At 67.5% G+C, this 25,121-nt stretch carries 20 protein-coding genes; 8 read left to right on the top strand and 12 right to left on the bottom strand.

Annotated elements, in window-relative coordinates; genetic code table 11:
* Nucleotides 1-54: 54 nt before the first annotated feature.
* Together ASC95_RS29160 and ASC95_RS29155 are read right to left on the bottom strand one after the other, a co-directional pair.
* A complete protein-coding gene (locus tag ASC95_RS29160) occupies nucleotides 55-489 on the bottom strand; it encodes an organic hydroperoxide resistance protein (protein ID WP_057301209.1) in 435 nt (144 codons plus the stop codon).
* Nucleotides 490-521: 32 nt separating this feature from the next.
* Nucleotides 522-1,007, bottom strand: coding sequence for a MarR family winged helix-turn-helix transcriptional regulator (locus tag ASC95_RS29155; RefSeq protein WP_057301208.1), 486 nt, complete (start codon nucleotides 1,005-1,007; stop codon nucleotides 522-524).
* A 123-nt stretch (nucleotides 1,008-1,130) separates the two neighbouring features.
* Between ASC95_RS29155 and ASC95_RS29150 the strand changes: the two genes are divergently transcribed.
* Entirely contained in the window at nucleotides 1,131-1,493 is a 363-nt protein-coding gene (locus ASC95_RS29150) for a DUF1304 domain-containing protein (protein ID WP_057301207.1), read from the top strand.
* On the opposite strand, the gene ASC95_RS29145 is transcribed toward ASC95_RS29150, so the two are convergent.
* The 5 genes from ASC95_RS29145 to dapC are packed head-to-tail and all read right to left on the bottom strand — an operon-like array spanning nucleotide 1,490 to nucleotide 7,476.
* The gene (locus ASC95_RS29145; RefSeq protein ID WP_057301206.1) at nucleotides 1,490-3,424 is read right to left on the bottom strand and encodes an ATP-binding cassette domain-containing protein; all 1,935 of its coding nucleotides are present in this window, start codon (nucleotides 3,422-3,424) and stop codon (nucleotides 1,490-1,492) included. The two genes, ASC95_RS29150 and ASC95_RS29145, sit on opposite strands and share 4 nt — an antisense overlap.
* A complete protein-coding gene (gene prmB / locus ASC95_RS31040) occupies nucleotides 3,421-4,281 on the bottom strand; it encodes a 50S ribosomal protein L3 N(5)-glutamine methyltransferase (RefSeq protein ID WP_057301205.1) in 861 nt (286 codons plus the stop codon). The genes ASC95_RS29145 and prmB overlap by 4 nt, the downstream gene beginning before the upstream one ends.
* On the bottom strand, nucleotides 4,278-5,447 hold the full coding sequence (locus ASC95_RS31035; RefSeq protein ID WP_235538085.1) for a PilT/PilU family type 4a pilus ATPase: 1,170 nt from the start codon (nucleotides 5,445-5,447) through the stop codon (nucleotides 4,278-4,280). The genes prmB and ASC95_RS31035 overlap by 4 nt, the downstream gene beginning before the upstream one ends.
* A 2-nt stretch (nucleotides 5,448-5,449) precedes the next feature.
* The gene (gene dapD / locus ASC95_RS29130; protein ID WP_057301204.1) at nucleotides 5,450-6,274 is read right to left on the bottom strand and encodes a 2,3,4,5-tetrahydropyridine-2,6-dicarboxylate N-succinyltransferase; all 825 of its coding nucleotides are present in this window, start codon (nucleotides 6,272-6,274) and stop codon (nucleotides 5,450-5,452) included.
* Nucleotides 6,271-7,476 carry a succinyldiaminopimelate transaminase gene (gene dapC / locus ASC95_RS29125; RefSeq protein ID WP_057301203.1) on the bottom strand — a complete coding sequence of 402 codons (1,206 nt, stop codon included), beginning with the start codon at nucleotides 7,474-7,476 and terminating at the stop codon, nucleotides 6,271-6,273. Before dapC ends, dapD begins: the two co-directional genes overlap by 4 nt.
* A gap of 50 nt (nucleotides 7,477-7,526) precedes the next feature.
* On the opposite strand from dapC, the gene ASC95_RS29120 reads away from it, so the two are divergent.
* Nucleotides 7,527-8,306 carry an ABC transporter substrate-binding protein gene (locus ASC95_RS29120; RefSeq protein WP_057301202.1) on the top strand — a complete coding sequence of 260 codons (780 nt, stop codon included), beginning with the start codon at nucleotides 7,527-7,529 and terminating at the stop codon, nucleotides 8,304-8,306.
* Here the strand turns inward: ASC95_RS29120 and queF are convergent, their stop codons facing one another.
* Nucleotides 8,307-8,747 (bottom strand): preQ(1) synthase, encoded by a 441-nt coding sequence (queF, locus tag ASC95_RS29115; protein WP_057301237.1) that lies wholly within the window; start codon nucleotides 8,745-8,747, stop codon nucleotides 8,307-8,309.
* 158 nt (nucleotides 8,748-8,905) lie between these two features.
* Between queF and smc the strand changes: the two genes are divergently transcribed.
* The 4 genes from smc (at nucleotide 8,906) to ASC95_RS29095 (ending at nucleotide 17,673) form a co-directional block, all read left to right on the top strand.
* Nucleotides 8,906-12,421 (top strand): chromosome segregation protein SMC, encoded by a 3,516-nt coding sequence (gene smc, locus ASC95_RS29110; protein ID WP_057301201.1) that lies wholly within the window; start codon nucleotides 8,906-8,908, stop codon nucleotides 12,419-12,421.
* Nucleotides 12,418-13,464, top strand: coding sequence for a cell division protein ZipA C-terminal FtsZ-binding domain-containing protein (locus ASC95_RS29105; RefSeq protein WP_057301200.1), 1,047 nt, complete (start codon nucleotides 12,418-12,420; stop codon nucleotides 13,462-13,464). Before smc ends, ASC95_RS29105 begins: the two co-directional genes overlap by 4 nt.
* 165 nt (nucleotides 13,465-13,629) lie before the next feature.
* Complete coding sequence (locus ASC95_RS29100; protein ID WP_162250880.1) at nucleotides 13,630-16,344, top strand: bifunctional diguanylate cyclase/phosphodiesterase; 2,715 nt, start codon at nucleotides 13,630-13,632, stop codon at nucleotides 16,342-16,344.
* A gap of 33 nt (nucleotides 16,345-16,377) precedes the next feature.
* A complete protein-coding gene (locus ASC95_RS29095) occupies nucleotides 16,378-17,673 on the top strand; it encodes a hemolysin family protein (protein WP_057301198.1) in 1,296 nt (431 codons plus the stop codon).
* Here the strand turns inward: ASC95_RS29095 and ASC95_RS29090 are convergent, their stop codons facing one another.
* The 3 genes from ASC95_RS29090 to ASC95_RS29080 form a co-directional block, all read right to left on the bottom strand.
* On the bottom strand, nucleotides 17,674-19,779 hold the full coding sequence (locus ASC95_RS29090) for an alpha-L-arabinofuranosidase (RefSeq protein ID WP_057301197.1): 2,106 nt from the start codon (nucleotides 19,777-19,779) through the stop codon (nucleotides 17,674-17,676).
* A 164-nt stretch (nucleotides 19,780-19,943) separates the two neighbouring features.
* Nucleotides 19,944-20,462, bottom strand: coding sequence for a hemerythrin domain-containing protein (locus tag ASC95_RS29085; protein ID WP_057301196.1), 519 nt, complete (start codon nucleotides 20,460-20,462; stop codon nucleotides 19,944-19,946).
* A gap of 61 nt (nucleotides 20,463-20,523) precedes the next feature.
* Nucleotides 20,524-20,793, bottom strand: a complete 270-nt coding sequence (locus ASC95_RS29080) for a hypothetical protein (RefSeq protein ID WP_057301195.1) — start codon at nucleotides 20,791-20,793, stop codon at nucleotides 20,524-20,526.
* A gap of 131 nt (nucleotides 20,794-20,924) precedes the next feature.
* On the opposite strand from ASC95_RS29080, the gene ligA reads away from it, so the two are divergent.
* On the top strand, nucleotides 20,925-22,967 hold the full coding sequence (gene ligA / locus ASC95_RS29075) for an NAD-dependent DNA ligase LigA (RefSeq protein ID WP_057301194.1): 2,043 nt from the start codon (nucleotides 20,925-20,927) through the stop codon (nucleotides 22,965-22,967).
* A 15-nt stretch (nucleotides 22,968-22,982) separates the two neighbouring features.
* On the opposite strand, the gene ASC95_RS29070 is transcribed toward ligA, so the two are convergent.
* Entirely contained in the window at nucleotides 22,983-23,768 is a 786-nt protein-coding gene (locus tag ASC95_RS29070; protein WP_082568216.1) for a carbonic anhydrase, read from the bottom strand.
* Between the two features lie 208 nt (nucleotides 23,769-23,976).
* Between ASC95_RS29070 and ASC95_RS29065 the strand changes: the two genes are divergently transcribed.
* A complete protein-coding gene (locus ASC95_RS29065) occupies nucleotides 23,977-25,113 on the top strand; it encodes an epoxide hydrolase family protein (protein WP_057301193.1) in 1,137 nt (378 codons plus the stop codon).
* The last annotated feature ends 8 nt before the right edge of the window (nucleotides 25,114-25,121 follow it).

Raw genomic sequence — 25,121 nt, 5'->3', positions numbered from 1 at the left:
TTTGGAAAACCCGCGATGCTGGCCGGCGCGTGTGACGCCGGCGTGACGGCCGTTTTAGACGATGGTCAGCGAGACGTCGACGTTGCCGCGCGTGGCGTTCGAGTAGGGGCAGACCTCGTGAGCCGTCTTCACCAGCGCTTCCAGGGCGGCGCGGTCCATGCCGGGCACGGAGATCTTCATGTCGACCTGGATGCCGAAGGCGCCGGGCTTGTTGGCGTGCGGGCCGATGGCGACGTCGCTCGTGATCGAGACCTCGGCGGGCAGGCTGATCTTCTGCTTGCCGGCAACGGCCTTCATGGCGCCGATGAAGCAGGCGGAATAGCCGGCGGCGAACAGTTGCTCCGGGTTGGTGCCGGGGGCGCCATTGCCGCCCAGTTCCTTGGGCGTGGTCAGTGCCAGGTCCAGCACGCCGTCAGACGACTTGGCGGTACCGGCGCGGCCGCCGGTGGCGGTGGCGGTGGCGGTGTAGAGGGCTTTTTCGATGGCCATGGCGGCTCCTTTGGGGTGGTGGGAGGAAAGGATCAGGCGGCCGCGTCGGCGGCCCGGTTGAGTTGCTGGCGCAGCTGGGTGAGCCGCTGCGTCAGCGCGATGACCTCGTCCAGTTCGCAGGCGCTGGCGCAGGCGAGGTGGCCGGGAATGTCCAGCGCCCGCTCGCGCAGCTTGCGGCCCTGGGCGGTGAGGAAGATGTCGACCCGGCGCTCGTCATCGCTGGCGCGGCGGCGCTCGATGTGGCCCAGGGCTTCCAGGCGCTTGAGCAGCGGCGTCAGCGTGCCCGAGTCCAGCGACAGGCGCTGGCCGAGCTGAGAGACGCTCAGGCCTTCGGCCTCCCACAGCACCAGCATGACGAGGTACTGCGGATACGTCAGGCCCAGCGGCGCCAGTAGGGGCTTGTAGATGCGGGTCATGGCCAGCGAGCTGCTGTACAGCGCAAAGCAGAGCTGGCGGTCCAGCTGCAGCCATTCACCGCGGGGATCGGCGGTGGGGGTGGAGGTCTTGCTGCGTGCCATGGCCGTTAGTGTAGTTCGCAATTTAATTGCGTACAAGTTAAATGGTCTTTCATGCGACACCCGACGCTAGGGCGATCTGAGACGATGCGCCACCCCCCAATCACAAAGACGAGGAGAGAGACGATGCAGATGATCGCAATCGGGCTGGCCGCGCTGGTGGCGCTGCTGCACCTGTATTTCCTGGTGCTGGAAATGTTCTTCTGGACCAAGCCGCTGGGCCGCAAGGCCTTCGGGCTGAAGGCGGACTTCGCCGAACAGACCAAGGCGCTGGCGGCCAACCAGGGGCTCTACAACGGCTTTCTCGCCGCAGGCCTGGCCTGGGGCTTGATACAGGGCGCGGCGGGCGCGGGCAAGCCCTGGCTGGTGTTCTTCCTGGGTTGTGTCGTCGTGGCCGGCGTGTTCGGCGCGGCCACGGCCTCGAAGAAGATCCTTTTCGTGCAGGCGCTGCCAGGCGCGATTGCCCTGGCCGCGGTGCTCGCGATCTAGGCGTTCAGCGCCTCGATCTGCTCACCCAGCTCCAGCCAGCGCGCCTCGTCGGCTTCGAGCTGGTCGCTGATCGCCTTCAGGCGCTTGCCCATCTCGGCAATGGCCGAGGCGGCAGCGCCTTCGGCCAGCTGAGCCTCGATCTCGGCGCGCTCCGACGCCAGGGCGTGCAGGCGCTTGTCGATGGCGTCCATCTCCTTGCGCAACGGGCGTGTCTGGTCGGCCAGCTTGGCGCGTGCCTGGCCTGAGGCCTTGCGGTCCTCGCGGTGTGCCGGTGCCGGGGCCGCCGCAATCACTGGCGCAGGCGCCGCAGCGGGTGCGGAACCCTTCTTGGCCGCACGGGCGGCTTCCTTGCTCTGGTCGAGCAGCCATTTCTGGTAATCGTCCAGGTCACCGTCGAAAGGCTTGACGACACCGTCGGCCACCAGCCAAAACTCGTCGCAGACCTCGCGCAGCAGCGCGCGGTCGTGGCTGACCAGCATGACCGTGCCCTCGAACTCGTTGAGCGCCATCGACAGCGCCTCGCGCGTGTTCAGGTCCAGGTGGTTGGTGGGTTCGTCGAGCAGCAGAAGGTTGGGGCGCTGCCACACCAGCATGGCCAGCACCAGCCGGGCCTTCTCGCCGCCGGACAGGCTGCCGACCTGCTGATTGACCATGTCGCCCGTGAAGCGGAACTGGCCCAGGAAGTCGCGCAGCTCCTGCTCGCGGCCGGCCGGGCCGACCTCGCGGGCCAGGCGCACCATGTGCTCGAGCGGGCCTTCGTCCAGGCGCAGCACGTCCAGCTCCTGCTGGGCGAAGTAGCCGATGGACAGGCCCTTGCCCTGCGTCAGCTTGCCGGCCAGCGGCGCTTGCGTGCCGGCAATCGTCTTGACCAGCGTGGACTTGCCCTGGCCGTTGGCGCCCAGGATGCCGATGCGCTGCCCGGCCAGCACGGAGCGGTCGACGTTGCGCACGATGGTGGTCGTGCCGTAGCCCGCGGCCATCTCGTCGAACATCAGCATCGGGTTGGGCAGGTTCGGCGGCTCGCGGAACTCGAAGTTGAAGTCGGCCGAAGCCAGCACCGGCGCCAGGCGCTCCATGCGCTCCAGCGCCTTCACGCGGCTCTGCGCCTGCTTGGCCTTGCTGGCCTTGGCCTTGAAGCGGTCGATGAACTTCTGCAGGTGGGCGACGCGGTCCTGCTGCTTGGCGAACGCGGCCTGCTGCAGCACCATGCGCTCGGCGCGCTGGGTCTCGAAGCTGGTGTAGTTGCCGCCGTAGCGCACGAGCTTGCCTTCGTCCAGATGCAGCGTGACCTTGGTGATCGCGTCGAGGAACTCGCGGTCATGGCTGATGATGATCAGCGTGCCGTCGTAGCGCTGCAGCCAGGCTTCCAGCCAGACCAGGGCGTCGAGGTCCAGGTGGTTGGTCGGCTCGTCCAGCAGCATCAGTTCGGCCGGGCACATCAGCGCGCGGGCCAGCTGCAGGCGCATGCGCCAACCGCCGGAGAAGCTGTTGACCGGCGCGTCGAGCTGTTCGGTCTTGAAGCCCAGGCCCATCAGCAGCGCCTGGGCACGCGAGCGGGCGTCGAAGGCGCCAACGTCGGCGAGCAGCGCGTGCGCATCGGCCATCGCGTGGCCGTCGTTGGCGGCTTCGGCCGCTTCGAGCGCGGCGCGGGCCGCCACCAGTGGCAGGTCGCCTTCCAGCACGTAGTCGGTCGCGCCGTCGTCGGTCTCCGGCATGTTCTGGGCCACCTCGGAGCGGCGCCAGTGCTTGGGCACCTCGACCTCGCCCTTATCGTTGCCCAGGCGGTGGGTCAGCAGCGCGAACAGGCTGGACTTGCCGGCGCCGTTGCGGCCGACCAGGCCGATCTTTTCGCCGGGCTGCAGCGTGGCAGAGGCGTTGTCCAGCACCACCTTGACGCCGCGGCGCAGCGTGATGTCGCGCAGCGTGATCACAGCAGGGCCTCCTTCGTCAGCAGCAGGACCTGGTCGGCACCGGAAGAGGTTTCGAGCCACACGGTTTCGAGTGTGGGAAACGCAGCTTCGAAGTTGTCCCGCTCGTTGCCGATCTCCAGCACCAGCACGCCGTCATCATTCAACGCCGCGGGCGCAGCGCGCAGCAGCTCGCGGATGAAATCCATGCCGTCGCTGCCGCCGGCCAGGGCCAGTTCGGGTTCGGCGCGGTATTCGGCGGGCAGGGCGGCCATGCTGGTGCTATTCACGTAGGGCGGGTTGCAGAGGATGAGGTCGTACGGGCCCTGGGCGCCGGCCAGACCGTCACCGTGCAGCAGGCGGATGCGCAGCGCCAGGTTGTGGCGCTCCACATTCAGCTTCGCCACGGCAAGCGCGTTGATGTCGATGTCCAGAGCATCTACCTCGACGTCGGGCCAGGCCATCGCAGCCAGCACGGCCAGGCTGCCATTGCCGGTGCACAGATCCAGCACGCGGCGGCTGTCGGGGTGCAGCCAGGGGTCGATGCTGGCATCCGCAATCAGCTCGGCGATGAAGCTGCGCGGCACGATGGCGCGCTCGTCGATCGTGAAGGGCACGCCTTGCAGCCAAGCTTCGCCGGTCAGATAGGCGGCGGGCTTGCGCGTTGCAATGCGTTGGTCGACGAGTTCGGTGACGTTGGCCAGTTCGGCCTCGTTCAGTTCCCGTTCGGCGTTCTCGTCCAGCGCGTCCAGCGGCAGTCCCAGGCGCCACAGCACCAGCCACGCGGCCTCATCAAAGGCGGTAGAGGTGCCATGGCCAAAAAACACGCCCGCCTGGTCAAGGCGGGCGGCTTGGGTTTCGATACAGGTGATCAGTTTCAAGAGCCGCGGACGTCCAATGTGATTTCGGTGAAGCTGGCTTCGTCGCCGGCCTTTTCTTCCTTGCGCGGCGCCGTGACCAGGCGTTGGCCCGGCGCTTCGTTCTGCAGCCGCCACAGCAGGTTGGTCGGCGAGTCGGCGAACGCCAGGCCTTCCTCGCGGGTGATGGTGCCTTCGGTGATGAGCTTGGCGAAATGCTCTTCGTAGGTCTGCGAGCCTTCGGCGATGGACTTCTCCATCGCCTCCTTCACGCCGGCGAAGTCGCCCTGCTCGATGAGTTCGGCGGTCAGCTTGGTGTTGAACAGGATCTCGACGACGGGCACGCGCCCGCCCGTCGTGGCGCGCACGAGGCGCTGCGACACGATGGCCTTGAGGCCGGCCGCCAGGTCGTTCAGCAGCGCCGGGCGGGACTCGGGCGTATAGAAGGACAGGATGCGGTTCAGCGCGTGGTAGGTGTTGTTGCCGTGCAGCGTGGCCAGCACCAGGTGGCCCGACAGTGCATAGCTGATGGCCGCCGTCATCGTGTCGCGATCGCGGATTTCGCCGATCAGGATGCAGTCGGGCGCCTGGCGCAGCGCGTTCTTCAACGCGACCTGCAGCGACGCCGTGTCGCGGCCGATCTCGCGCTGGTTGACGACCGAACGCTTGTTGCTGAACAGATATTCGATCGGGTCCTCGATGGTGAGGATGTGCCCGGTCATCGTCTGGTTGCGCATCTCCAGCATGGAGGCGAGCGTGGTGCTCTTGCCGGTGCCGGTCGCTCCCACCATCAGGATGAGGCCGCGCTTTTCCTTGATCATCGTGCCCAACACGCCGGGCAGCTGCAGGCTTTCCAGCGTCGGGATGTCGTGCGGGATGTGGCGGAAAACGCCGGCAATCGAGCCGCGCTGGCGAAAGCCCGACAACCGGAAGCTCCCCACGCCGCGCACCGACACCGCCATGTTGAGCTCGCCGGTGTTGTCCAGCTCGGCCAGCGAGGTCGGGTCGATGACCTCGGCGATGAGCTGGCGCGGCTGGGGCGGCGTCAGCAGCTGGTCCGACAGCTGCACGGTCTGGCCGTTGATCCGGATCAGCACCGGCATGTTGGCTGACAGATAGCAGTCCGAAGCACCCTTGTCGGCCATCAGCCGCAGGATGCGTTCCATGTTGCCGGCGCCGGGGCTGCTCATGATCAGGCCCGCAGAAGTTCGTTGATGCTGGTCTTGGAGCGCGTTTGCGCGTCGACCCGCTTGACGATGATGGCCGCGTACAGCGAGTAGCGGCCGCCGTCCTTGGGCAGCGACCCAGAGATGACGACGGAGCCGGCCGGGATGCGGCCATAGCTGACGGTGTCGGTCGCGCGGTCGTAGATCGGCGTGCTCTGGCCGATGTAGACGCCCATCGAGATGACCGAGTTCTCCTCGACGATGACGCCTTCGACGACCTCGGAGCGGGCGCCGATGAAGCAGTTGTCTTCGATGATGGTCGGGTTGGCCTGCAAGGGCTCCAGCACGCCGCCGATGCCGACGCCGCCGCTCAGGTGCACGTTCTTGCCGATCTGCGCGCAGGAGCCGACGGTGGCCCAGGTGTCGACCATGGCGCCTTCATCCACGTAGGCGCCGATGTTCACGTAGCTGGGCATCAGCACGACATTCTTCGCCTGGAAACTGCCACGGCGCGCGACGGCCGGGGGCACGATGCGCACGCCGCTCGCGCGCAGCTGGTCGTCGTTCCAGCCCGCGTATTTGGTGGGCACCTTGTCGAAGAAGGTCAGCTCCTTGTCGCCCATGATGCGGTTGTCGTTCAGCCGGAAAGACAGCAGCACGGCCTTCTTGACCCACTGGTGCACCGTCCACTGGCCAACGCTCTCGCGGGTGGCTACGCGCAGCCGGCCGGCATCCAGCTCGGCGATGACGTGCTCGACCGCCTGACGCAGCTCGGGCGCGTTGGTGGGGTCCAGCGCCGCTCGGTTGTCCCAGGCGAGGTCGATCAGGCTTTGCAGTTCAGCGGTGTTCATGGGAGAGATTTCGTGAAGGAGACGATGCGGCGGGCGGCTTCGAGGCATTCGGCCTCGTCGGCCACGAGAGCCAGGCGGATGCGCCCGGCGCCGGGGTTGCAGCCATTGGCTTCGCGCGCCAGCAGGCTGCCCGGCAGGACGGCGAGATTGTATTGAGCGAGCAGCGCCTGGGCGAAGCGCACGTCGTTACCGCCTGGAACAGCCGCCCAGAGGTAGAAGCCGGCGTCGGGCAGAGCCACGTCCAGCACGTCTGCCAGCAGCGGCGTGACTTCGGCGAACTTGTGGCGGTAGCGGGCCCGGTTTTCGACCACATGGGCCTCGTCGCCCCAGGCCGCGATGCTGGCGGCCTGCACGATGGGGCTCATCGCGCTGCCGTGATAGGTGCGGTAGAGCAGGAACTTCTTCAGCAGCGCCGCGTCGCCGGCCACGAAGCCCGAGCGCAGGCCCGGCACGTTGGAGCGCTTGGACAGCGAAGTGAAGGCGATCAGGTTGCGGAAGTCGTGCCGGCCTAGTTTGGCCGCAGCCTCCAGGCCACCGAGCGGAGCTTCGTCGCGGAAATAGATCTCCGAATAGCACTCGTCGGACGCAATCACGAAGCCGTGGCGGTCGCTCAGCTCGAACAGGGCTTGCCATTCCGACAGCGGCATCACGGCGCCGCTAGGGTTGCCGGGCGAGCAGACATAAAGCAGCTGCGTTCGGGCCCAGGTGGCCTCATCAATCTGGCGCCAGTCGACGGCGAAGTTCCGGGTCGGGTCGGAATTGGCGTAGGCCACCTCGGCACCGGCCAGCAACGCGGCGCCCTCGTAGATTTGATAGAAGGGATTGGGGCAGACGACCGTGGCGCTGGGGCGGCTCGAGTCGATGACGGTCTGGGCAATGGCAAACAGCGCCTCGCGGGAGCCATTCACCGGCAGGACCTGCGTGGCCGGATCCAGCGTCAAACCGTAGCGGCGCGCGATCCAGCCAGCGATGGCCTCGCGCAGGGCCGGCGTGCCCGCAGTGGCCGGGTAGCCCGCCAGGCTCTTCATCGAGCTGTTGATGGCCTCAGCGATCAGGGCCGGTGCGGCATGGCGCGGTTCGCCGATGCCCAGCGAGATGGGCGCGAGGTCGGGATTGGGCGTGATGCCGGCGGTCAGCTCGCGCAGGCGCTCGAAAGGATAGGGGTGCAGCCGGTCGAGCCGCGGATTGACGGGGAAACTCATGCAGGCATGATAGGGCGCGGCCCGTGATCTGCAGCCTGGGGAGGCATGTGATGAAACGCTGTTGGCTGATCTGCGCGCTGCTCGCTGCAAATGGCGCAGCCCTGGGCCAGACGGCCTGCCAGAAGGTCGTCGTGACGGCCGATCCGGAGTACCCTCCCTATGCCTGGCATGACGGCCAGACGCTGCGCGGCGCCAGCGTCGACGTTGTCCTGGCGGTGCTGCAAGCGATCAAGTTGCCCTATGAACTGCGCTATGTCGGGCCGTTTGTGCGCGTCTTGCAAAACGCGCGTGTCGGCGAGGTGGACATCGTCACCGAACTCAAGCGCAACACCGAGCGCGAGCAATACCTGGCTTTCACCGACACGTCCATCTTCACCAACCCTTCGTCGGTGTTCGTGCGAGCCGGGCAAAACCTGAAGTTCACCAAACGCGAAGACCTGCGCGGGTTGCGCGGTGGCGTCACGCATGGCACGCGCTTCGGTGACGGGCTGGACGAGTACATCGAGGCCAACCTCAGCGTCGAGGCGGGGCCGGGCATCAAGGAGAACTTCCTGAAGCTCGACGCCGGTCGCATCGATTACTTCATCTCGCCGCATTACCCGGCGCTGTCTCATCTGATCACCAGCGGCAACGAGGGCAAATACGTTGCGCTCAAGCCCCATGTGGCCGAGGCGCTGAACTATGTAGGCTGGTCACGCCGCAGCGCCTGCCTGGGGCGGTTGCCGGAGTTCGACGCCATGCTCAAGCGCTATCTGTCGACGCTGAACGCTGGTCGCATCGTCGACGACAACCAGGATGCCTGGCGCCGCAACCCTGTCATGAAACGCTGATCAGCCCAGCATCCCCGACTCGAAGCCATGGGCCGGCAGGTCCACGCGCGGTGCGGGCATCCAGCCCCGCTTGCGGTGCTCGGCCACCACGTTGGTGTAGATGCCGCCGCGCACATACCACTTGGCCGTGATGCGGATGAAACGCGGGTCGGTGACCTTCACGATGTCGTCGAGGATGGTGTTGGTGACCTTCTCGTGGAAGGCGCCTTCGTTGCGGTAGCTCCAGAAGTACATCTTCAGGCTCTTGAGCTCCACGCAGAGTTCGTCCGCAATCATGTCGATCGTGAAGTGGGCGAAGTCGGGCTGGCCGGTCAGCGGGCAGTGGCAGGTGAACTCGGGCACCTGGAACTGGATCACGTAGTCGCGCTCCGGGTTCGGGTTCGGAAAGACCAGGATGTCCTTGCTGGGCTTGGTCGGCGGGTTCTTGGGCACCTCGCGCATCTTGGGCTTCTTCTTGGCGGCGGGGGCGGGGGCGGACTTCTTGGTAGCCATGGTGCTGGGTCAATCTCAGAGGGGGCGAATGCTATCATCCGACCCCGTCGAAGCGCCCCTGAAAGGCGCTTTTCTTTAGCCAAATCAAGGGCTTACGCGCAAGCTACATGCGGCTGAACTCGATCAAGCTGGCCGGCTTCAAATCCTTTGCTGAACCCACGACCTTCCAGTTGCCCGGGCAGCTCGTCGGCGTCGTCGGCCCCAACGGCTGCGGCAAGTCCAACATCATGGACGCGGTGCGCTGGGTGCTGGGCGAGAGCAAGGCCAGCGAGCTGCGTGGCGAGTCCATGCAGGACGTCATCTTCAACGGCAGCGGCAACCGCAAGCCGGCGGGGCGCTCCAGCGTGGAACTGGTGTTCGACAACCAATCGGCCCGCGCCGGCGGCCCGTGGAACCAGTTCACCGAGATCGCCGTCAAGCGCGTGCTGACGCGTGACGGCACGAGCAGCTACTTCATCAACAACCAGCCGGTGCGCCGCCGAGACGTGCAGGACGTGTTCCTGGGCACGGGCCTCGGGCCGCGTGCCTACGCCATCATCGGCCAGGGCACCATCTCGCGCATCATCGAGAGCAAGCCGGAAGAGCTGCGCCTGTTCCTGGAAGAAGCGGCAGGCGTGTCCAAGTACAAGGAACGCCGCCGCGAGACCGAGAACCGGCTCAAGGACACCCGCGAGAACCTGACCCGCGTCGACGACATCCTGCGCGAGCTCAACAGCAACCTCGAGAAACTCGAGCGCCAGGCCGAGGTGGCGGCCAGCTATCGCAGTTTGCAGGACAGCGGCACGCTGAAGCTGCACCAGCTGTGGTTCCTGAAGCTGCGCGATGCCGGCAACGAGGCGACGCGCGTGAAGGCGGCGCATGCCGAGGCGCTGAACGCGCTGGAGTCGCGCACTGCCGAGCTGCGCGCCGTCGAGGCCACGCTGGAAGAAGTTCGCCAGGCCCACTACGCGGCGGGCGACGAGTTGCACGCGTCACAAGGCCGCTACGCCGAGGCCCAGCTCGAAGTGAGCCGGCTGGAGGAGCGCATCCGCTTTGTCGTCGAGAGCCGCAACCGCGCGCAAGCCCGCCTGGCCGAGTTGCACACGCAGGACGGCCAGTGGCGCGAGCGCGTCGAACAGGCCAAGGCGGAGCTGGAAGGCATTGCCGAGCAGATCGCCGGCGCTGACGAACAAAGCGAGATCCTGGCCGCCCAGGCCGAGGAACAGCAGGCCCAGTTGCCGCAGAGCGAGGACGCTGTGCGTGCCGCCCAGGCCCGTGCCAACGAGCAGCGCGCCCTGGTTGCGCAGGTGCAGCAGCAGATCCAGGTGCTGGCCGCCGAGAGCCGCAGCGTGGATGAGCAGGCGAGGGCGCTACGCCAGCGAGAGGACAAGCTGACGGCCGAGTCCCGTGCCCTCGGTGCGCCGGATCACGAGGCGCTTGAAGCCCTTCGCGGGCGCAGTGCCGAGGCCGACGAGGCCCGTGACCTGTCCGATGCGCGCCTGCAGGAACTGGCTGAACAAGTCCCGCAGCTGGAGGAGCAGCGCCGCAACGCACAGCAGGACACCAACGCCCAGCTCGCCCGGCAGTCCGAGCTGACGGCCCGCCTCGAAGCGCTGAAGGCGCTGCAGGAAAAGGTCCAGACCGAAGGCAAGCTCAAGCCCTGGCTGGCCAAGCATGGCCTCGATGGCCTGCAAGGCCTGTGGACCAAGCTGCACATCGCCCAAGGCTGGGAGAACGCGCTGGAAGCCGCGCTGCGCGAGCGCATGGGCGCCCTGAGCGTGGGTCGGCTGGACACGGTGCGCGCCTTCGAAGCCGACTCGCCGCCAGCCCGCCTGGCTTTTTATTCGACGCCGAGTGGCTCCATCGCCAACACGCACGAGACGCTGCCCAAGCTCAGCGAGCTGCTGCGCCTGAACGACGCCGGCCTGTCCGCGCTGCTGAACGACTGGCTCGAAGGCGTCTACACCGCGCCGACACTCGACGAGGCACTGGCTGCCCGCGGCAAGCTGACGCACGGCGAGCTGATCCTGACGCCGGCCGGCCACGCGGTCGGCCAGTTCTCGGTGACCTTCTACGCGCCCGACTCCGAGCAGGCTGGGCTTCTCGCTCGCGCCCAGGAGATCGAGCAGCTGACGACGGCCCAGCGCGCCCAGAACCTGATCGCCGACGAGGCGCGCCTGTCGCTGAGCCGCATCGAGCACCAGTTCAACGATGCCAACGGCCGCCTGACCACGCTGCGCCGCGAGGCCAGCGAGGCGCAGACCCGCGCTCACCAGATCCACGTCGAGCTGCTGCGCCTGTCCCAACAGGCCGAAGCCAGCCAACAACGCCGCAGCGCACTGGACGCCGAGCTGGCCGAGATTGCCGGCCAGCAGGAAGCGCTGCAGGAACGCCGCGCCGTCGGCGAGGCCCGCTTCGAGGAGCTCGACATCCAGCTCGGCGACGCGCAGCAGCGCCATGCCGAACTGGAGGACGGCACCATTGCCGCCGAGCGCAGGCTGGCCGATGCCCGCGAGCAGTTGCGCGCGCTCGAGCGCCGCTCTCAGGAGGCGCGCTTTGCAACCCAGACGCTGGCGGCCCGCCGCGGCGAATTGCAGCGCGGCATCGAGACTGCCGAGGCGCAGATCGCCAGCGTCGCGGCCTCGGCCGCCAGCCTGCAGGGCGAGCTGGACACGCTGAACGACGCCGCGGCGCAAGCCGGACTGCAGGACGCGCTGGCCGTAAAGGTGGAACGCGAGCAGGCCTTGGCCGCCGTGCGTGCGAACTACGACGACCTTTCGCAGCGCCTGCGCAAGGCCGACGAGCAGCGCATGGGTTTCGAGCGCAGCCTGGACCCGCTGCGCGAGGCCATCACCAAGCTGCAGCTCGAGGAGCAGGCCGCCCAGCTCGGCGGCGCGCAATACCGCGAGCAGCTCGAAGCGGCCGCGGTCGACCTGGAAGTGTTGGCCAAGTCCATCGAGGACGGCGCCGTCAAGCTTTACGGCCTGCAGGGCGAGATCGACCGCATCAACCGCGAGATCGCCGCGCTCGGTGCCGTCAACCTCGCCGCACTCGACGAACTGACGGCCGCGCGCGAACGCAAGACCTTCCTCGACTCGCAGTGCGCCGACCTGAACTCGGCCATCAAGACGTTGGAAGACGCCATCCACAAGATCGACCTGGAGACGCGCGACCTGCTGGGCTCGACCTTCAACCAGGTCAATGACCATTTCGGCCGCATGTTCCCCGAGCTGTTTGGCGGCGGCGAGGCGCGCCTGGTCATGACCGGCGACGAGATCCTGGACGCCGGCGTTCAGGTCCTGGCCCAGCCGCCGGGCAAGAAGAACAGCACCATCCACCTGCTGTCGGGCGGCGAGAAGGCGCTGACGGCCATCGCGCTGGTGTTCGCGATCTTCCAGCTCAACCCGGCGCCCTTCTGCCTGCTGGACGAAGTGGACGCGCCGCTGGACGACGCCAACACGGAGCGTTATGCGCGCCTCGTCACCAAGATGAGCGCCGGCACGCAATTCCTCTTCATCTCGCACAACAAGATTGCGATGGAAATGGCTGAACAACTGATTGGCGTGACCATGCAGGAGCAGGGTGTGTCGCGCATCGTCGCAGTCGACATGGACAAGGCGCTGGCGATGGCGGAGGCGGCATGAACGTTTCGTTGACCGAACTTCTGGCCATCACGGGTGGCGTGGTGCTGATCGGCGTCATCGCCCAGGGCGCCTGGGCCGCCCGCAAGGCGGGACCGAAGCGCGCGGTGCCGTCGTTGGAGGAGCCGCATTTCGACGCGCCGCCCGTGACGGCGGAGGCGACTGCCGAGGCCGAGGCGCTGGAAGCGACGCTGCCCGCCGTGGCCCGCCCGCTGCGCCGGCCGTCGGCGCGGATCGACGCGCTGATTGACGCCATCGCGACCATCACCGTCGAGGCTCCCATCTCTGGCGAAATGGCCCTGCAGCACCAGCCCGGCAGTCGCCGCGCCGGCACCAAGCCGCTGCAAATCGAAGGTCTGAATGCCGCAACCGGCGACTGGGAACTGCCCGCGCCCGGCCAGCGCTACAGCGAATTCCAGGCCGGGCTGAAGATGGCCAACCGCAGCGGCGCCCTCAACGAGATCGAGTACTCGGAGTTCGTGCAGAAGATCCAGGCCTTTGCCGACGGCGTGGGCGGCTTCGTGCAGTTCCCAGACATGCTGGACGTCGTCGCCCGCGCCCGCGAGCTGGATCAGTTCGCGGCCAGCCATGACGCCCAGCTTGCCCTGCTGCTGCGTGCCAAGGCCGCGGCCTGGACGCCTGGCTTTGTGCAGCAGGCCGCTGGTCGCCATGGCTTCGTCGCCGGTGCGCTGCCAGGCCGCTTGGTCATGCCGTCGGCAGAAGAGGGCGCGCCGCCGGTGCTAACCCTGCAATTCGACGCCCAGGCCGCCCTGGCCGAGGACCCCGAGGCCTTGTCCTTGCGCGAGCTGACATTGGCTCTTGACGTGCCACAGACGTCGGCCGATCAGGAGCCGTTCGCACTCTGGCAGGAGTCGGCCCGCGCACTGGCCCGCGATCTGGAGGCCGAGGTTTGCGACGACCGTGGCCAGGTGCTGGGCCTGCATGCCTTCGCTGCCATCGATGTCGAGCTGAAGAAGCTGTACGAGGCCCTGGCCGAGCGCGACCTGGCCGCGGGTTCGCCGGCCGCGCGGCGGCTGTTCAGCTGATCGCACTCCGGCGTGATATTGGCCGCGCAAACGCGGCGGTCTGACTGACCGCCGGGCGGGCGAAGCTTCTACAGTCTGTGCGTCCACGGCTCGACAAGCCCGATGCACAGCGGCACCCCTCAGGTTCTTAGGCACCTCCGATTCCCGGCCGACCGGTTCTGGCTGTTGGGATTGCTGTTGTCGCTGTCGCTGTTCGCTGGGCCAAGCCTCGCCGCCCCCACGCTCGCCCAGCAGATCGAAGCCATCGAAGCCAGCCATGGCAGCGAGCCGCCCGAGGTGGTCGCGCGCCTGCGGCCGCTGGAAGCGCAGGCCCGCGCCCTGGGCGGCGACAACCTGCGCGTCTTTCTCGCCGCCTGGGGCTATGCCCACGGCATGATGGACCAGTTCACGGTGGTCGATGCAGCGACGGCCGAGCTCATCGACCTGGGAGAACGCGAAGGCAATGCCGCGGCCATGGCTTCGGCGTTGGCGCTGCGCGCGACCGTCCTGCAACTGTCCGGTCGCCTGAGCGTCGCCTATGACTGGGTGAACGCGTCGCTGCCCTGGGTGGAAAAGACCCAGGACGAGCCCTTGCGCTACTGGGTGTTCATGACGGCGGGCAATCTGAGCCTGGCGACGGGGCATTTGCAGGAAGGCCTGCGCAGTTACGCGGCGGCGAGCCGGTCGGCGCAGGCCCAGTCCAACCCGCGGCGCGGGGCGCAGGCCCATATGGCGCTGGCGCCCATACGCCTGGTCCTGCACGACATCGACGGTGCCCGTGCTGATGCGCAGCAGGCCTTTCGCCTGGCCGAGTCCGCGGGCAGCCTGCCGTTGCAACTGGCGGCCAAGTTGATCGAGTCATTGGCCGAGGAAGAGGCCGGCCGTGGCCCGGCACGTGATCAGGCCCGCGAGCAGGCTCGTCGATTGGCCGCCCAGATCGAGCCCACGCTGGCCGCCAGCGCTGCCGCCGTGAATCCGGCCTCGGGTAGCGCGACCTGGTTCAACACCCAGGCGGAGGTCGTGCAGGAGCTGGCCGACCTGCACCTGAGCGCACGCAACTTTGTAGCGGCCCAGCGCTACGCCGAGACCGCGCTTAAGCTCGCCCGGCAGGAAGGCGACGACGACGCCGTGGCCGTGGCCACGATCAGTTCGGGGCTGGCGCGACTCGGCTTGCGCCAGAAGGCCCCCGGCGACCAGTTGGTGAACGAGGGCCTGGCGTCATTGGAGAAGCAGGGCCGCAAGGTGCGCTTGCTGGAGCAGTTGAACCGGTATGCCGGCCTGCTGGACGCCCTGGGCGATGCGGCGGGCGCGCTGCGCCAATCGCGCAAGGCACTGGGGCTGGAGGCCGAGCTGGTGCGCAACGACCGCGTCAGCACGGTGCTGGAGTTGCAGCGCCGCTCCAGCTTCGAGCAGAACCAGCGCGCCCTGGAGAGCCTCAAGCATGACAACGAGCTGCAGGCCAGCCAGTTGGAGCGCCACCGCAGCGAAAGGCGGCTGACCCTCGGCCTGGCCCTGGCCCTGCTCATCGTCGTGCTGCTGACGGTTGCCCTGTACCGCCGCGCCCGCAAGGCCAACCGCACGCTGCAGGCCCACAACGCCGAGCTGGCTTACGTCGGTCTGCATGACCGCGTGACCGGCCTGCCCAACCGGCGCGCGCTGGAGCGCCGGGCCCGGGAGCTCGGCAATGAGAGCTTCATTGGCTTGGGGATAGCCATCAATCGCTTCAGCCGCATCATGGGCAGCCTGGGCCATGCCGCCGGTGACGACTTGCTGTGCCAGGTGGCCGGTCGGCTGAAGTCCGTCGTGGAGGCCGCTGGTGGCCGGCTCTACCGGATGGATGGGCTTTCCTTCGGCGCCATCGTGCCCGCCCTGGGCGACGACGCCGCCCTGCGTGGCCTGCTGGACCGGTTGCTGCTGGTGATGCAGCCGGTCTTCGAGGTGCAGCGCCAGCAGCTCGCCGTGACGTTGAGCATCGGTGCCGCGGAATACCCACGGCACGGCGCGCAGACCTCCGACGTCGCCAAGGCCATCCAGCTCGCCATGCGGCAGGCGCAGGGCCAGCCGGGCAACAGCGCCGTGGTCTTCACGCAAGGCCTGCTGGCCGACCAACAGGACCGGCTGCAACTGGAGGCGCGCCTGTCGCAGGCCCTGGAGCGCGGCGAGCTCGAACTCTTCTACCAGGCCCAGTGCGATCTGCGCACGCGCCGCCTGTCGGGCTTCGAGGCCCTGCTGCGCTGGCGCAGCCCCGACGGCCTGATCCCACCGGACCGCTTCATTCCGCTGGCCGAGGAATCCGGCCTCATCGTGCCCATCGGCCGCTGGGTGCTGCAGCAGGCCTGCCGACAGGCCAAGGTCTGGCATGACAGTGGCCTGGGCCGGCCCCTAATGGCCATCAACATCTCGCCGCGGCAGTTCCAGCATCCCGAGTTCATGGCCACGGTGCGCGAGGCGCTGGAGAGTGCCGGTATCGACCCGCACTTCATCGAGCTGGAGATCACCGAGGGCGCCATGATGGACGACGCGGAGTCCACCATCGCCAAGATGGCCGAGCTGCGCGCACTGGGCCTGCACCTGGCCATCGATGACTTCGGCACCGGCTATTCGAGCCTGGCCTATCTGAAGCGCTTCCCCATCAACCGCCTGAAGATCGACCGCGCCTTCGTGCGCGACCTCGGCCAGGATGAGGGCGGTGCGGCCATCGTGCAGGCCATGATCCAGCTGTCGCACAGCCTGGGCATGACGGTGGTAGCGGAGGGCGTCGAGGACGCCGCTCAGGAGGCCTGCCTGCGCGGCTGGCAATGCGATGTGATGCAGGGGTTTGGCTATGCGCGCCCGGTGCCGGTGGCGGACGCGACGGCCTTCCTGCAGAAGTGCCACGGCGAGGCTGGCGTCGCGGCATAAACTGACTGTCCGTTCTGATCCCGGACCCGGCGTTTGACCACCAGCCTCCTGCTGATTGCCCTCCTCATCGCCGCCAGCGCCTTCTTCTCGATGGCCGAGCTGTCACTGGCGGCCTCGCGGCGGCTGAACCTGCAGCAGCGTGCCGACTCCGGCGACGCCCGCGCGGCGAAGGTGCTGGCGGTGCAGGAGCATCCGGGCGACTACTTCACCGTCGTGCAGATCGGCGTCAACACCGTCGCCATCCTCGCCGGCATTGTTGGCGAGGGTGCGTTCACGCCGCATTTCGAAGCCGCACTTCGTCTCGTCGTTTCACCCGAGTTGGCCGCGACATTGGGTTTTGCCGCCTCCTTCATCAGCATCACGTCGCTGTTCATCGTGCTGGCCGACCTGGTGCCCAAGCGCCTGTCGATGAACGAGCCCGAGCGCGTCGCCATGACGCTGGTGGGCCCCATGCTGGCCCTGTCTCGCGCGCTGAAACCGCTGTCCTGGTTGTTCAGCGGCATCACCGAGGGCCTGATCCGCGTGCTGGGCCTGCCGGCCAAACGCGACGAGACCATCAGCTACCGCGACATCCTGGCGCTGACCGAGGCGGGCTACCAGGCCGGCGTCGTCGCCGACGAAGAGCAGCAGGTCATCGCCAATGTGTTCGAGCTGGACACCCGCACCGTCGAGACGGTGATGACCGAGCGCGAACGCATCGTCTTCTTCTCGCGCGACGACGATGACGTGCTGATCCGCAACCGCATTGCCGACACACCCCACTCGACCTATGTCGTCTGCGACGGTGACGTCGATCAGGTCGTCGGCTATGTGGACGCCACCGACCTCTTCCAGCGCGTGCTGCGCGACGAGAAGCTGTCGCTGCGCGAGGACGGCGGCGTGCTCGTCAAGAAGGTGCTCATCGTGCCGGACCGGCTGACGCTGTCGGAGATGCTGACGCAGTTCCGCGAGGCGCATGAGGACTTCGCCGTCGTCGTCAACGAGTACAGCCGCGTGGTGGGTGTCATCACGCTCAACGACGTGATGAATACGGTGATGGGCAGCCTGGTCGCGCCGCACGACGAGGAGCAGATCGTGCGCCGCGAGGACGGTTCCTTCCTGGCCGATGGCATCACGCCCATCCCCGATGTCGAGCGGTCGCTGGGCATCGAGGGCTGGCCGCATGCCGGCACCTACGACACGTTGGCCGGCTTCCTGATGGTCATGCTGCGCCGCATTCCGCGGCGCACCGATGTCGTCGAGTGGGAAGGCTGGCGCTTCGAGGTCGTGGACGTGGACAGCTACCGGGTCGACCAGGTCATGATCACCGCGGCATCGCGGGCCTCGTAGTCACATCTTCCGCGGGAAGTGCAGGATCTGCACGCTGGCTGGCGCGATGTCGATGCGCCGGGCGCGGGCGTCGAAGCGGGTCTCCTGAATGACGACGTCGGGCGGGGCGCCGGCAACGTTGGTGGCGGCGAGGTCCTTGCCCACCAGCGTCCAGCACCTGCCCACTGATCCGGCGTCAAAGCCGTTGAAGGTGAGTTCGAGGCTTTGCGCCACCTCGGTCGGGTTCACGACCGCGACGGTCAGCACGGTCTCATCCGCCGTCAGCGCGGCCATCACGTCCAGCGGGTAGGTGGCGCTGCCGGTGTTGACGCGCGGCTGGTCGCCGCCGGCCGGGTATTGCGGCGCGGGCTGGGGCGAGTTGCCGCCGACGGCCACGGGAATGCGGCCAAAGCGCTGGTTGTAGAGCTGGAACACACGTCCCCGGGCGCTGATGGCGGAGGCGGTCGGGCTCACATTCATCCACGCGGTGGCCATGGTGTAGCCGGCCATGTCGATGAAGTCGGTGTGCTTGAAGAACTCGTGGAAGGCAATCGCGATGGGCAGCGTGCCCTTCATGCTGTCGCGGAAGCTGTAGGCCCATTCGTCGAAGAACACCTTGACACGGCCATCGGCCAGTTCCGGGAAGAGCTTCTTGTAGTCCTCCCAGGCGTCCACCATCGTGGCGATGCGGTTGGCGGGTTGCCGGGCCCATTCGACGGGCGACTGCTTCACGTCGAACAGCTTGCCGCTCTTCAGGTCGAAGCGCTTGTTCTCCGGTGGGTAGGCATGCGTAGCCAGCGCGTCGAACCTGCCCTTGCAGAACTTCAGCATGCCGTAGGCCCAGTCGCGCTCCGAGCCCACCTGCACCTGCGGCTGGCCCGCCACGAAGATGCCCTGGCCGGTCGTCATCTCGTCGACAAAGCCACCGGGCGCGACGATGTAGATCCACGGATCCACCTTGCGCATCGCGTCGGCGAACAGGTTGTGCTTGATGACGTACTGGTCCCGCGACATGTGGCCGAACTGCCAGTGGCCATACATTTCATTGCCGATGTTCCAGTACCTGACCTTGTAGGGCTGCACGCGGCCGTTGGCGGCGCGTTTGGCGCCCCAGAAGGTGTTGGCGGCGCCGTTGACGTACTCGACGATCTCGGCGCCGGAGCGCGGCTCACCGAAGCCCGTGTTGACGCACCAGTAGGGCTCGCACTGGATGAGCTCGCACATCTGCAGCAGTTCGTCGAGCCCGGCGTCGTTGGGCTGGAGCGCCTTCCAGACGGGGTCGAAGACGGGCGGGCGCTTGTCGGGGTCGCCGATGGTGTCCTTCCAGTCATAGGCGGAGATGAAGTTGCCGCCGGGCATTCGCAGGATCTTGCAATCCATCTCCTTCATCAGCGCGATGGTGTCCGCCCGGAAGCCCTTGATGTTGTCGGCCGGCATCAGCGAGACGGCGCCGATGCGCAGCGTGCCGGCGCCTGTCGCGGTGACGGAGAAGCGCGCTTCGGCCGTGTCGCTCACGGCGGTGAACTTGAAGTGCACCGTCGACCAGTCCCTGCCGGCCCTGACCTTGACCGTCTGTGCGCCTTGGGCGCCCTCGTCGAGGTGGATCGCGACCTCGGTATCCTGCGTCGCCTTCAGCACGATGCGGCCGGTGTAGGCCTTGCGGCCGACGACCGCGACGTGGGACTGCACGATGCCGCGTGGCGTCGTCGGGGCCAGTTCGATGGCAGGGCTGTGGGCGCCGACATAGGCGTCGGTGATGTCCAGTGCGATGTGGGCGACCGGCCCGACGGCCGTCCACTTGTGGATGTAGGCCATCGACGCGCGGAAGTCCGCCGGGTCCGGCCTGGGCTCTTCGGCCGCCAGCATGCCGTAGTAGAACTTCCGGTCGTGCAGCATCTCGGCCCACATCGTGTGGTTGATGATGTTGGCGCCGTGTTCCAGGAAGCCGCCGTAGATGAAGGGATTGATGGGCTTGGACCGCTGGTGGGTGTCCACCGTGCCCTGGATGGTGGTCGCGCGCGCAGCGCCGGTCTGCGCGGCGGCGCTCCAGGCGCCGGCGAGGCCGGCCGTGGCGAACAGCGCATCGCGCCTGGTGAGGGTGGCCGGCAGGTTCACTGGAGGTTTCATGAGAAGCGGAATGCATCGATCCGCGATGCGCCTCGTGGGATCGAAGGGTCTTTCGGATCGGCGCTGGGGCGCGATGCTAGCAACGGCCTTGCCACATTGGTAGCGCAATCACGCCGATTTAACCAAGTGAAGTGTCCCTCGACGAGGCGACACCGCCGTGAGCGCTACCGGCTGCGCCTCGCCGCCATCTCCTGTCCCATGGCGGCGCAGTCCGCAGCATCCGCGCGCTGCCGGGCCACGACGAACGCCTGTTCATCCTCGACGGCAAGATGGTCGGCATAGAGGTCGACGTAGCGTTGCAGCACTGTCGCGTCCAACGCAGCATCGCCGCCGTTCGCCCACGCGGCGAGTCCGACGCGGAGCTGGCTCCACAGCCGCGTCATCTCGGCATGGTCAGCCTGCAGCCGGTCAGCCAACCGGGACTGCCCGGCATCCCGCAGCCGCGGCAGCACATGGCGCTCCTCGTCCTCGTGGTGGGCCGGGCCGGCGATGTCGAAATAGCGCAGCACGTCGCGCGCCGCATCGCTGGCCTGGGCGTCCACGCCGTGCTGGGCGACATGGGCATGCAGTCGCTGCAGCAGATCCAAGCTGCAGCGCACCCGGTCATGGCAGGCGGCCAGCATCTCGAAGGGCTCGTCGAAGCCGGCCGCAGGACCGGCATGCAGCACCACGCGTGAACTCATAGGCCGGATTGTCCCGCCGCGAAGGAGCGCCATGCCGTTGCACCCGGTTCGCCTGAACGAGCTATTTCCATAGCTTGCGAACGACGAACGCTGCGGCGATGCCCAATGGGACCGACAGGAGGAATAAGCGCTCCCACTGCTCGAACGCTTCAAAGTCCGCCTTTGCGCGCGGCTGGCCGGACTTGTCGCAATATTCCTGCGTGCCGCATGGCTTGTAAGGCGCCATCGGGAAGTTGGCAAAACCATAGACAAAGAGAGCGGCATACCAGGCGACAAGCAGGACGCAAAGCCCCAGCAGCAGTCTTTTCACCTTCGGTCGTCTGTCCAGCATGGAGCTTCTCCTTGCGTGCTTATGGAGGCGATGCTCACAGTAGATCGCGTCGGGCCAGCCAAGACAACTCGGTAATGCGGTGGCTGACGGCCCGACGCTGAGACTGCACTGGCTGACGAGACAATGGCTGCATGACCGCCTCACCCGCCCAGCGCGCCGCCGAGCTGCGCGCCCAGCTGAACCACCACGCCCACCAGTACTACGTGCTCGACGCGCCCGAGCTGCCGGACGCCGAGTACGACAAGCTCTTCGCCGAACTGCAAACCATCGAGGCCGCCCACCCCGAATTGCAGACGCCGGACTCGCCCACGCAACGTGTCATCGGCGCCGTTCTGCCCGGCCTGACGCCGGTGCGCCATGTCGTGCCCATGCTGTCGATCACGACCGAGACCGACACGACCGAGGGCGGCGCCATTGCCTTCGACGCCCGCGTGCGCCGCGAGCTGGGGCTGAAGGAGGGCGACCCACCGGTCGATTACAACGCCGAGCTGAAGTTCGACGGCCTGGCCATCAACCTGCGCTACGAGGACGGGGTGCTGGTGCAGGCCGCCACGCGCGGCGACGGCGAAACGGGCGAGGACGTCACGCACAACGTGCGCACCATCGGCCAGATCCCGCTGCGCTTGAAGGGTGCTGATGCAGACCTGCCGCCAGTGCTGGAGGTGCGCGGCGAGGTCTATATGCGCCGCGACGCCTTCGAAGCGCTGAACGAGCGTCAGCGCGCCAAGGGCGACAAGACCTTCGTCAACCCACGCAACACGGCCGCCGGCGCCATCCGCCAGCTCGACTCGCGCCAGGCGCGCGACAAGCCGCTGAGTTTCTACGCCTATGGCATCGGCGACGTGCAGGGCTGGGCGCTGCCAGCCACGCAGTCGGGCCTGCTGGATGCGCTGGCCAAGTTCGGCGTGCCCGTGAACAAGCTGCGCACGGTTGCGGCCGGTACGGCTGGCCTGGTCGAATTCCACCAGCGTGTGGCGGCTGCGCGTGACGACCTGCCCTTCGACATCGACGGTGTCGTCTACAAGGTCAACTCTCGCGAGCTGCAGCTCAAGCTCGGCTTCAAGACCCGCGAGCCGCGCTGGGCCGTGGCCCACAAATACCCGGCCCAGGAGCAGGTGACGACGCTGCTGGCCATCGACGTGCAGGTGGGCCGCACCGGCAAGCTGACGCCGGTGGCGCGGTTGGACCCGGTATTCGTCGGAGGCACGACCGTCAGCAACGCGACGCTGCACAACGTCTTCGAGATGCGCCGCAAGGGCGTGCGCGTCGGCGACAAGGTCATCATCCGCCGCGCCGGCGACGTGATCCCCGAGGTCGTCGGCCGCGTGCCGGGTGAGCGCGCCAGCTATGTGCCCAACTTCCATATGCCGCGCGCCTGCCCGGTGTGCAAGAGCGAGGTCGTGCGCGAACGCGGCGGCATGGACCACCGCTGCTCGGGCGGCGTCTTCTGCCCCGCCCAGCGAAAGCAGGCCATGCTTCACTTCGCCGGCCGCCGCGCGATGGACATCGAGGGCCTGGGCGACAAGCTGGTCGAGCAGCTCATCGACGCCGGCATCGTGCAGAGCCTGCCAGGCCTCTACAAGCTCGGTATCGCCAAGCTGGCCGCGCTGGACCGCATGGCCGAGAAGAGCGCGCAGAACATCGTCGATGCGCTGGAAAAGAGCAAGACGCCCACGTTGGCGCGCTTCCTGTTTTCGCTCGGCATCCGCCAGGTCGGCGAGACGACGGCCAAGGAGCTGGCGCGCCACTTCGGCACGCTGGACAAGCTGATGAACGCGAGCGTCGAGCAGTTGCTGGAAGTGCCCGATGTCGGCCCCATCGTCGCGGCCAGCATTCACACCTTCTTTGCGCAGCCGCACAACCGCGAGGTCGTCGAGCAACTGCTGGCGGCCGGCGTGCAGCCGAAGGAAAGCGCCGGCGAGGCCGACGACCGCCCGCGGCCGCTGCTGGGCAAGACGCTGGTGCTCACGGGCACGCTGCCGACGCTCTCGCGCGACGAGGCCCAGGCCTTGATCGAGGAGGCGGGCGGCAAGGTCAGCGGCTCGGTGTCAAAGAAGACGACCTACGTCATCGCCGGCGAGGAGGCGGGCAGCAAGCTGGAGAAGGCCCGCAGCCTCGGCGTCCCCGTGCTCGACGAGGCTGGCCTGCGGGCCTTGTTGGAGACGGGCGCCTGAGCGGCGCCCGCCGACTCACTGGCTGACCTGGATGACCCGGCCGTTGAGCGGCTGCACGGGTCGGGCGTTCATTGCATAGACGTGGCCAAAGCGGGCGATCTGCTCGGCCGAAACCTGCACCGGCGTCTTCAGCACGAACCAGCTCACACCTTCGCTGCAGGGCGGCGTCGTCAGCGAGCCGGTGAAGCTGTAGTAGGCGCGGTTGTCGGGCAGCAGGGCGTTCAGGTCAATGCCAATGCCGGCGACGCTGGCCTCCTGCTCCTTGGCCTTGGGCAGGTTGTCGAACACGGCCTGGATCAGCGGCAGCCTGGCGCCCTTGTCCATCAACACCGCCACGACGGCCAGCTTGCCGTCCTCGCTCTTGTGAACGAGATGAGCCACGAGCGGATAGGCTTTGCCGTTCACCCTTTCCTCGCTGGGCTTGTGGAAGTGGAACTGCAGCAACTCGTAGCGCTTGTCGCCGACGGTGATCGAGCTGCCCGGCGCGATGTTGACCTGCACGGTGTGGCCGTTGTCGATGATCTTCAGCGGCGCGGGCTTGTAGTCGAAGCTGATCGCGGGCAGAGCAGCCGACTGGACGTCGGTGGTGCGGATGTCGATGGGCGACTGGGTCTGCCCCATCGCGCAGGTGCCGAACTTCTCGTCGACGCTGGCCCATTTGGCCGGCCCGGTCACGCCGCTGTAGGTCCAATGGGCCGGGTGCTTGCCCGGATGTGCGGCTGCCGTTTCGGCGCAGAAGCCGGCGGCCGGCAGCAAGGCAGCCGTGAGCGCGATGGCGTTGAGCTGGGAAATCCTTTTCATGTGCGGCTCCTCGGGTCTTGGAAGTACGCCGCCACGCGGAAGGCGGCACCGGTCATTGTGTGACGGGAGCCGTCGCTGTGGCGACAGTTTTGTGGGACCCGCAGCCCGGGTTCACGGCGCCAATCGGGTTGTGGCGGGTTTTTACAAGACCCAAAACCGACCGCTGCGGACACTGGGTTCCATCGATTCACCCCACCTGGAGCCCACCATGACCGCTGCCATCCGCCCATTCCGCATCGACATCCCGCAAGCCGCCATCGACGACCTCGAGCAGCGCCTGCGCCAGACCCGCTGGCCGCATGCCGTCGCCGCGGATTGGAGTCACGGCCAGCCAGTCGCCTTCATCCGCGAGCTGGCCGAGCAGTGGCTGAACGGCTTCGACTGGCGCCAGCAGGAAGCCGCTCTGAACCGCCACCCGCAGTTCACCACCGAGATCGACGGCCAGACCATTCACTTCCTGCACGTGCGCTCGCCCGAGCCGCATGCGCTGCCGCTGATCCTCACCCACGGCTGGCCGGGCACGGTGGCCGAATTCCTCGATGTCATCGGGCCGCTGAGCGACCCGCGCGCCCACGGTCTCGATCCCGCAACCGCCTTCCACCTCGTCATCCCGTCGCTGCCCGGCTTCGCGTTCTCGTCACCGCTGGCCGGGCCCGGCTGGGACGCAGCCTGTACCGCCGCCGCCTGGGACAGGCTGATGAAGCGCCTCGGCTACGAGCGCTACGGCGCGCAGGGTGGCGATGTTGGAGCCCTGGTCACGCGCGAGCTGGGCATCCTGAACCCGCAAGGCCTGGTGGGTGTGCACCTGCAACAGGTCTTCGCCTTCCCGAGCGGCGCACCGGGCGAGATGGAGAAGCTTTCGCCCTTCGAGCAGGCCGGCCTGGCCGGCCTGGCGCGCTTCCAGAAATACAACGGCTATGCCGAGATCCAGTCCAAGCGGCCGGCCACGCTGGGTTTCGGGCTGGTCGATTCGCCCGTCGCGCAACTGGCGTGGAACGCCGAACTCTTCTTCGGCTTCGAAGGCGAAGCCGCCGGCAGCATGGACCGCGAGCGCTTCCTGACGCATGTGTCGCTGTACTGGTTCACGGCCACCGGCGGCCAGGCGGCGGAGTCTTACCTCGAGAACGCCAAGACGGGCGCCGGCTACCGCGAGCTGCCCAACGCAGCGCCGACGGCCGTGGCGTCCTTCCCCAACGACTTCCGCTCCGTGCGCGCCTTCGCCGAGCGTTCGCACAGCAATATCGTGCAGTGGACGGAGATGCCTGAGGGCGGCCACTTCGCCGCGACAGACGCGCCTCAGTTGCTGATCGATGACATCCGCAGCTTCTTTGCCCAAGTGAGCTGATGGCTACG

This window comes from Pelomonas sp. Root1217 (genome assembly GCF_001425705.1).
Lineage (GTDB): Bacteria > Pseudomonadota > Gammaproteobacteria > Burkholderiales > Burkholderiaceae_C > Pelomonas.
The sequence above is the reverse complement of the archived record's forward strand: the minus strand, read 5'-3'. Positions and strand labels throughout refer to the sequence as shown.

Bases quoted from the DNA above. Each gene is read 5' to 3' on its own strand.
- ASC95_RS29065 (WP_057301193.1), top strand. From the start codon at position 23,977: ATGACCGCTGCCATCCGCCCATTCCGCATCGACATCCCGCAAGCCGCC.
- ASC95_RS29160 (WP_057301209.1), bottom strand. From the start codon at position 489: ATGGCCATCGAAAAAGCCCTCTACACCGCCACCGCCACCGCCACCGGC.
- ASC95_RS29085 (WP_057301196.1), bottom strand. From the start codon at position 20,462: ATGAGTTCACGCGTGGTGCTGCATGCCGGTCCTGCGGCCGGCTTCGAC.
- ASC95_RS29070 (WP_082568216.1), bottom strand. From the start codon at position 23,768: ATGAAAAGGATTTCCCAGCTCAACGCCATCGCGCTCACGGCTGCCTTG.
- ASC95_RS29105 (WP_057301200.1), top strand. From the start codon at position 12,418: ATGAACGTTTCGTTGACCGAACTTCTGGCCATCACGGGTGGCGTGGTG.
- dapD (WP_057301204.1), bottom strand. From the start codon at position 6,274: ATGAACACCGCTGAACTGCAAAGCCTGATCGACCTCGCCTGGGACAAC.
- ASC95_RS29120 (WP_057301202.1), top strand. From the start codon at position 7,527: ATGAAACGCTGTTGGCTGATCTGCGCGCTGCTCGCTGCAAATGGCGCA.
- smc (WP_057301201.1), top strand. From the start codon at position 8,906: ATGCGGCTGAACTCGATCAAGCTGGCCGGCTTCAAATCCTTTGCTGAA.
- ASC95_RS31035 (WP_235538085.1), bottom strand. From the start codon at position 5,447: ATGAGCAGCCCCGGCGCCGGCAACATGGAACGCATCCTGCGGCTGATG.
- queF (WP_057301237.1), bottom strand. From the start codon at position 8,747: ATGCGCGAGGTGCCCAAGAACCCGCCGACCAAGCCCAGCAAGGACATC.
- ASC95_RS29080 (WP_057301195.1), bottom strand. From the start codon at position 20,793: ATGCTGGACAGACGACCGAAGGTGAAAAGACTGCTGCTGGGGCTTTGC.
- dapC (WP_057301203.1), bottom strand. From the start codon at position 7,476: ATGAGTTTCCCCGTCAATCCGCGGCTCGACCGGCTGCACCCCTATCCT.
- ligA (WP_057301194.1), top strand. From the start codon at position 20,925: ATGACCGCCTCACCCGCCCAGCGCGCCGCCGAGCTGCGCGCCCAGCTG.
- ASC95_RS29155 (WP_057301208.1), bottom strand. From the start codon at position 1,007: ATGGCACGCAGCAAGACCTCCACCCCCACCGCCGATCCCCGCGGTGAA.
- ASC95_RS29090 (WP_057301197.1), bottom strand. From the start codon at position 19,779: ATGAAACCTCCAGTGAACCTGCCGGCCACCCTCACCAGGCGCGATGCG.
- ASC95_RS29150 (WP_057301207.1), top strand. From the start codon at position 1,131: ATGCAGATGATCGCAATCGGGCTGGCCGCGCTGGTGGCGCTGCTGCAC.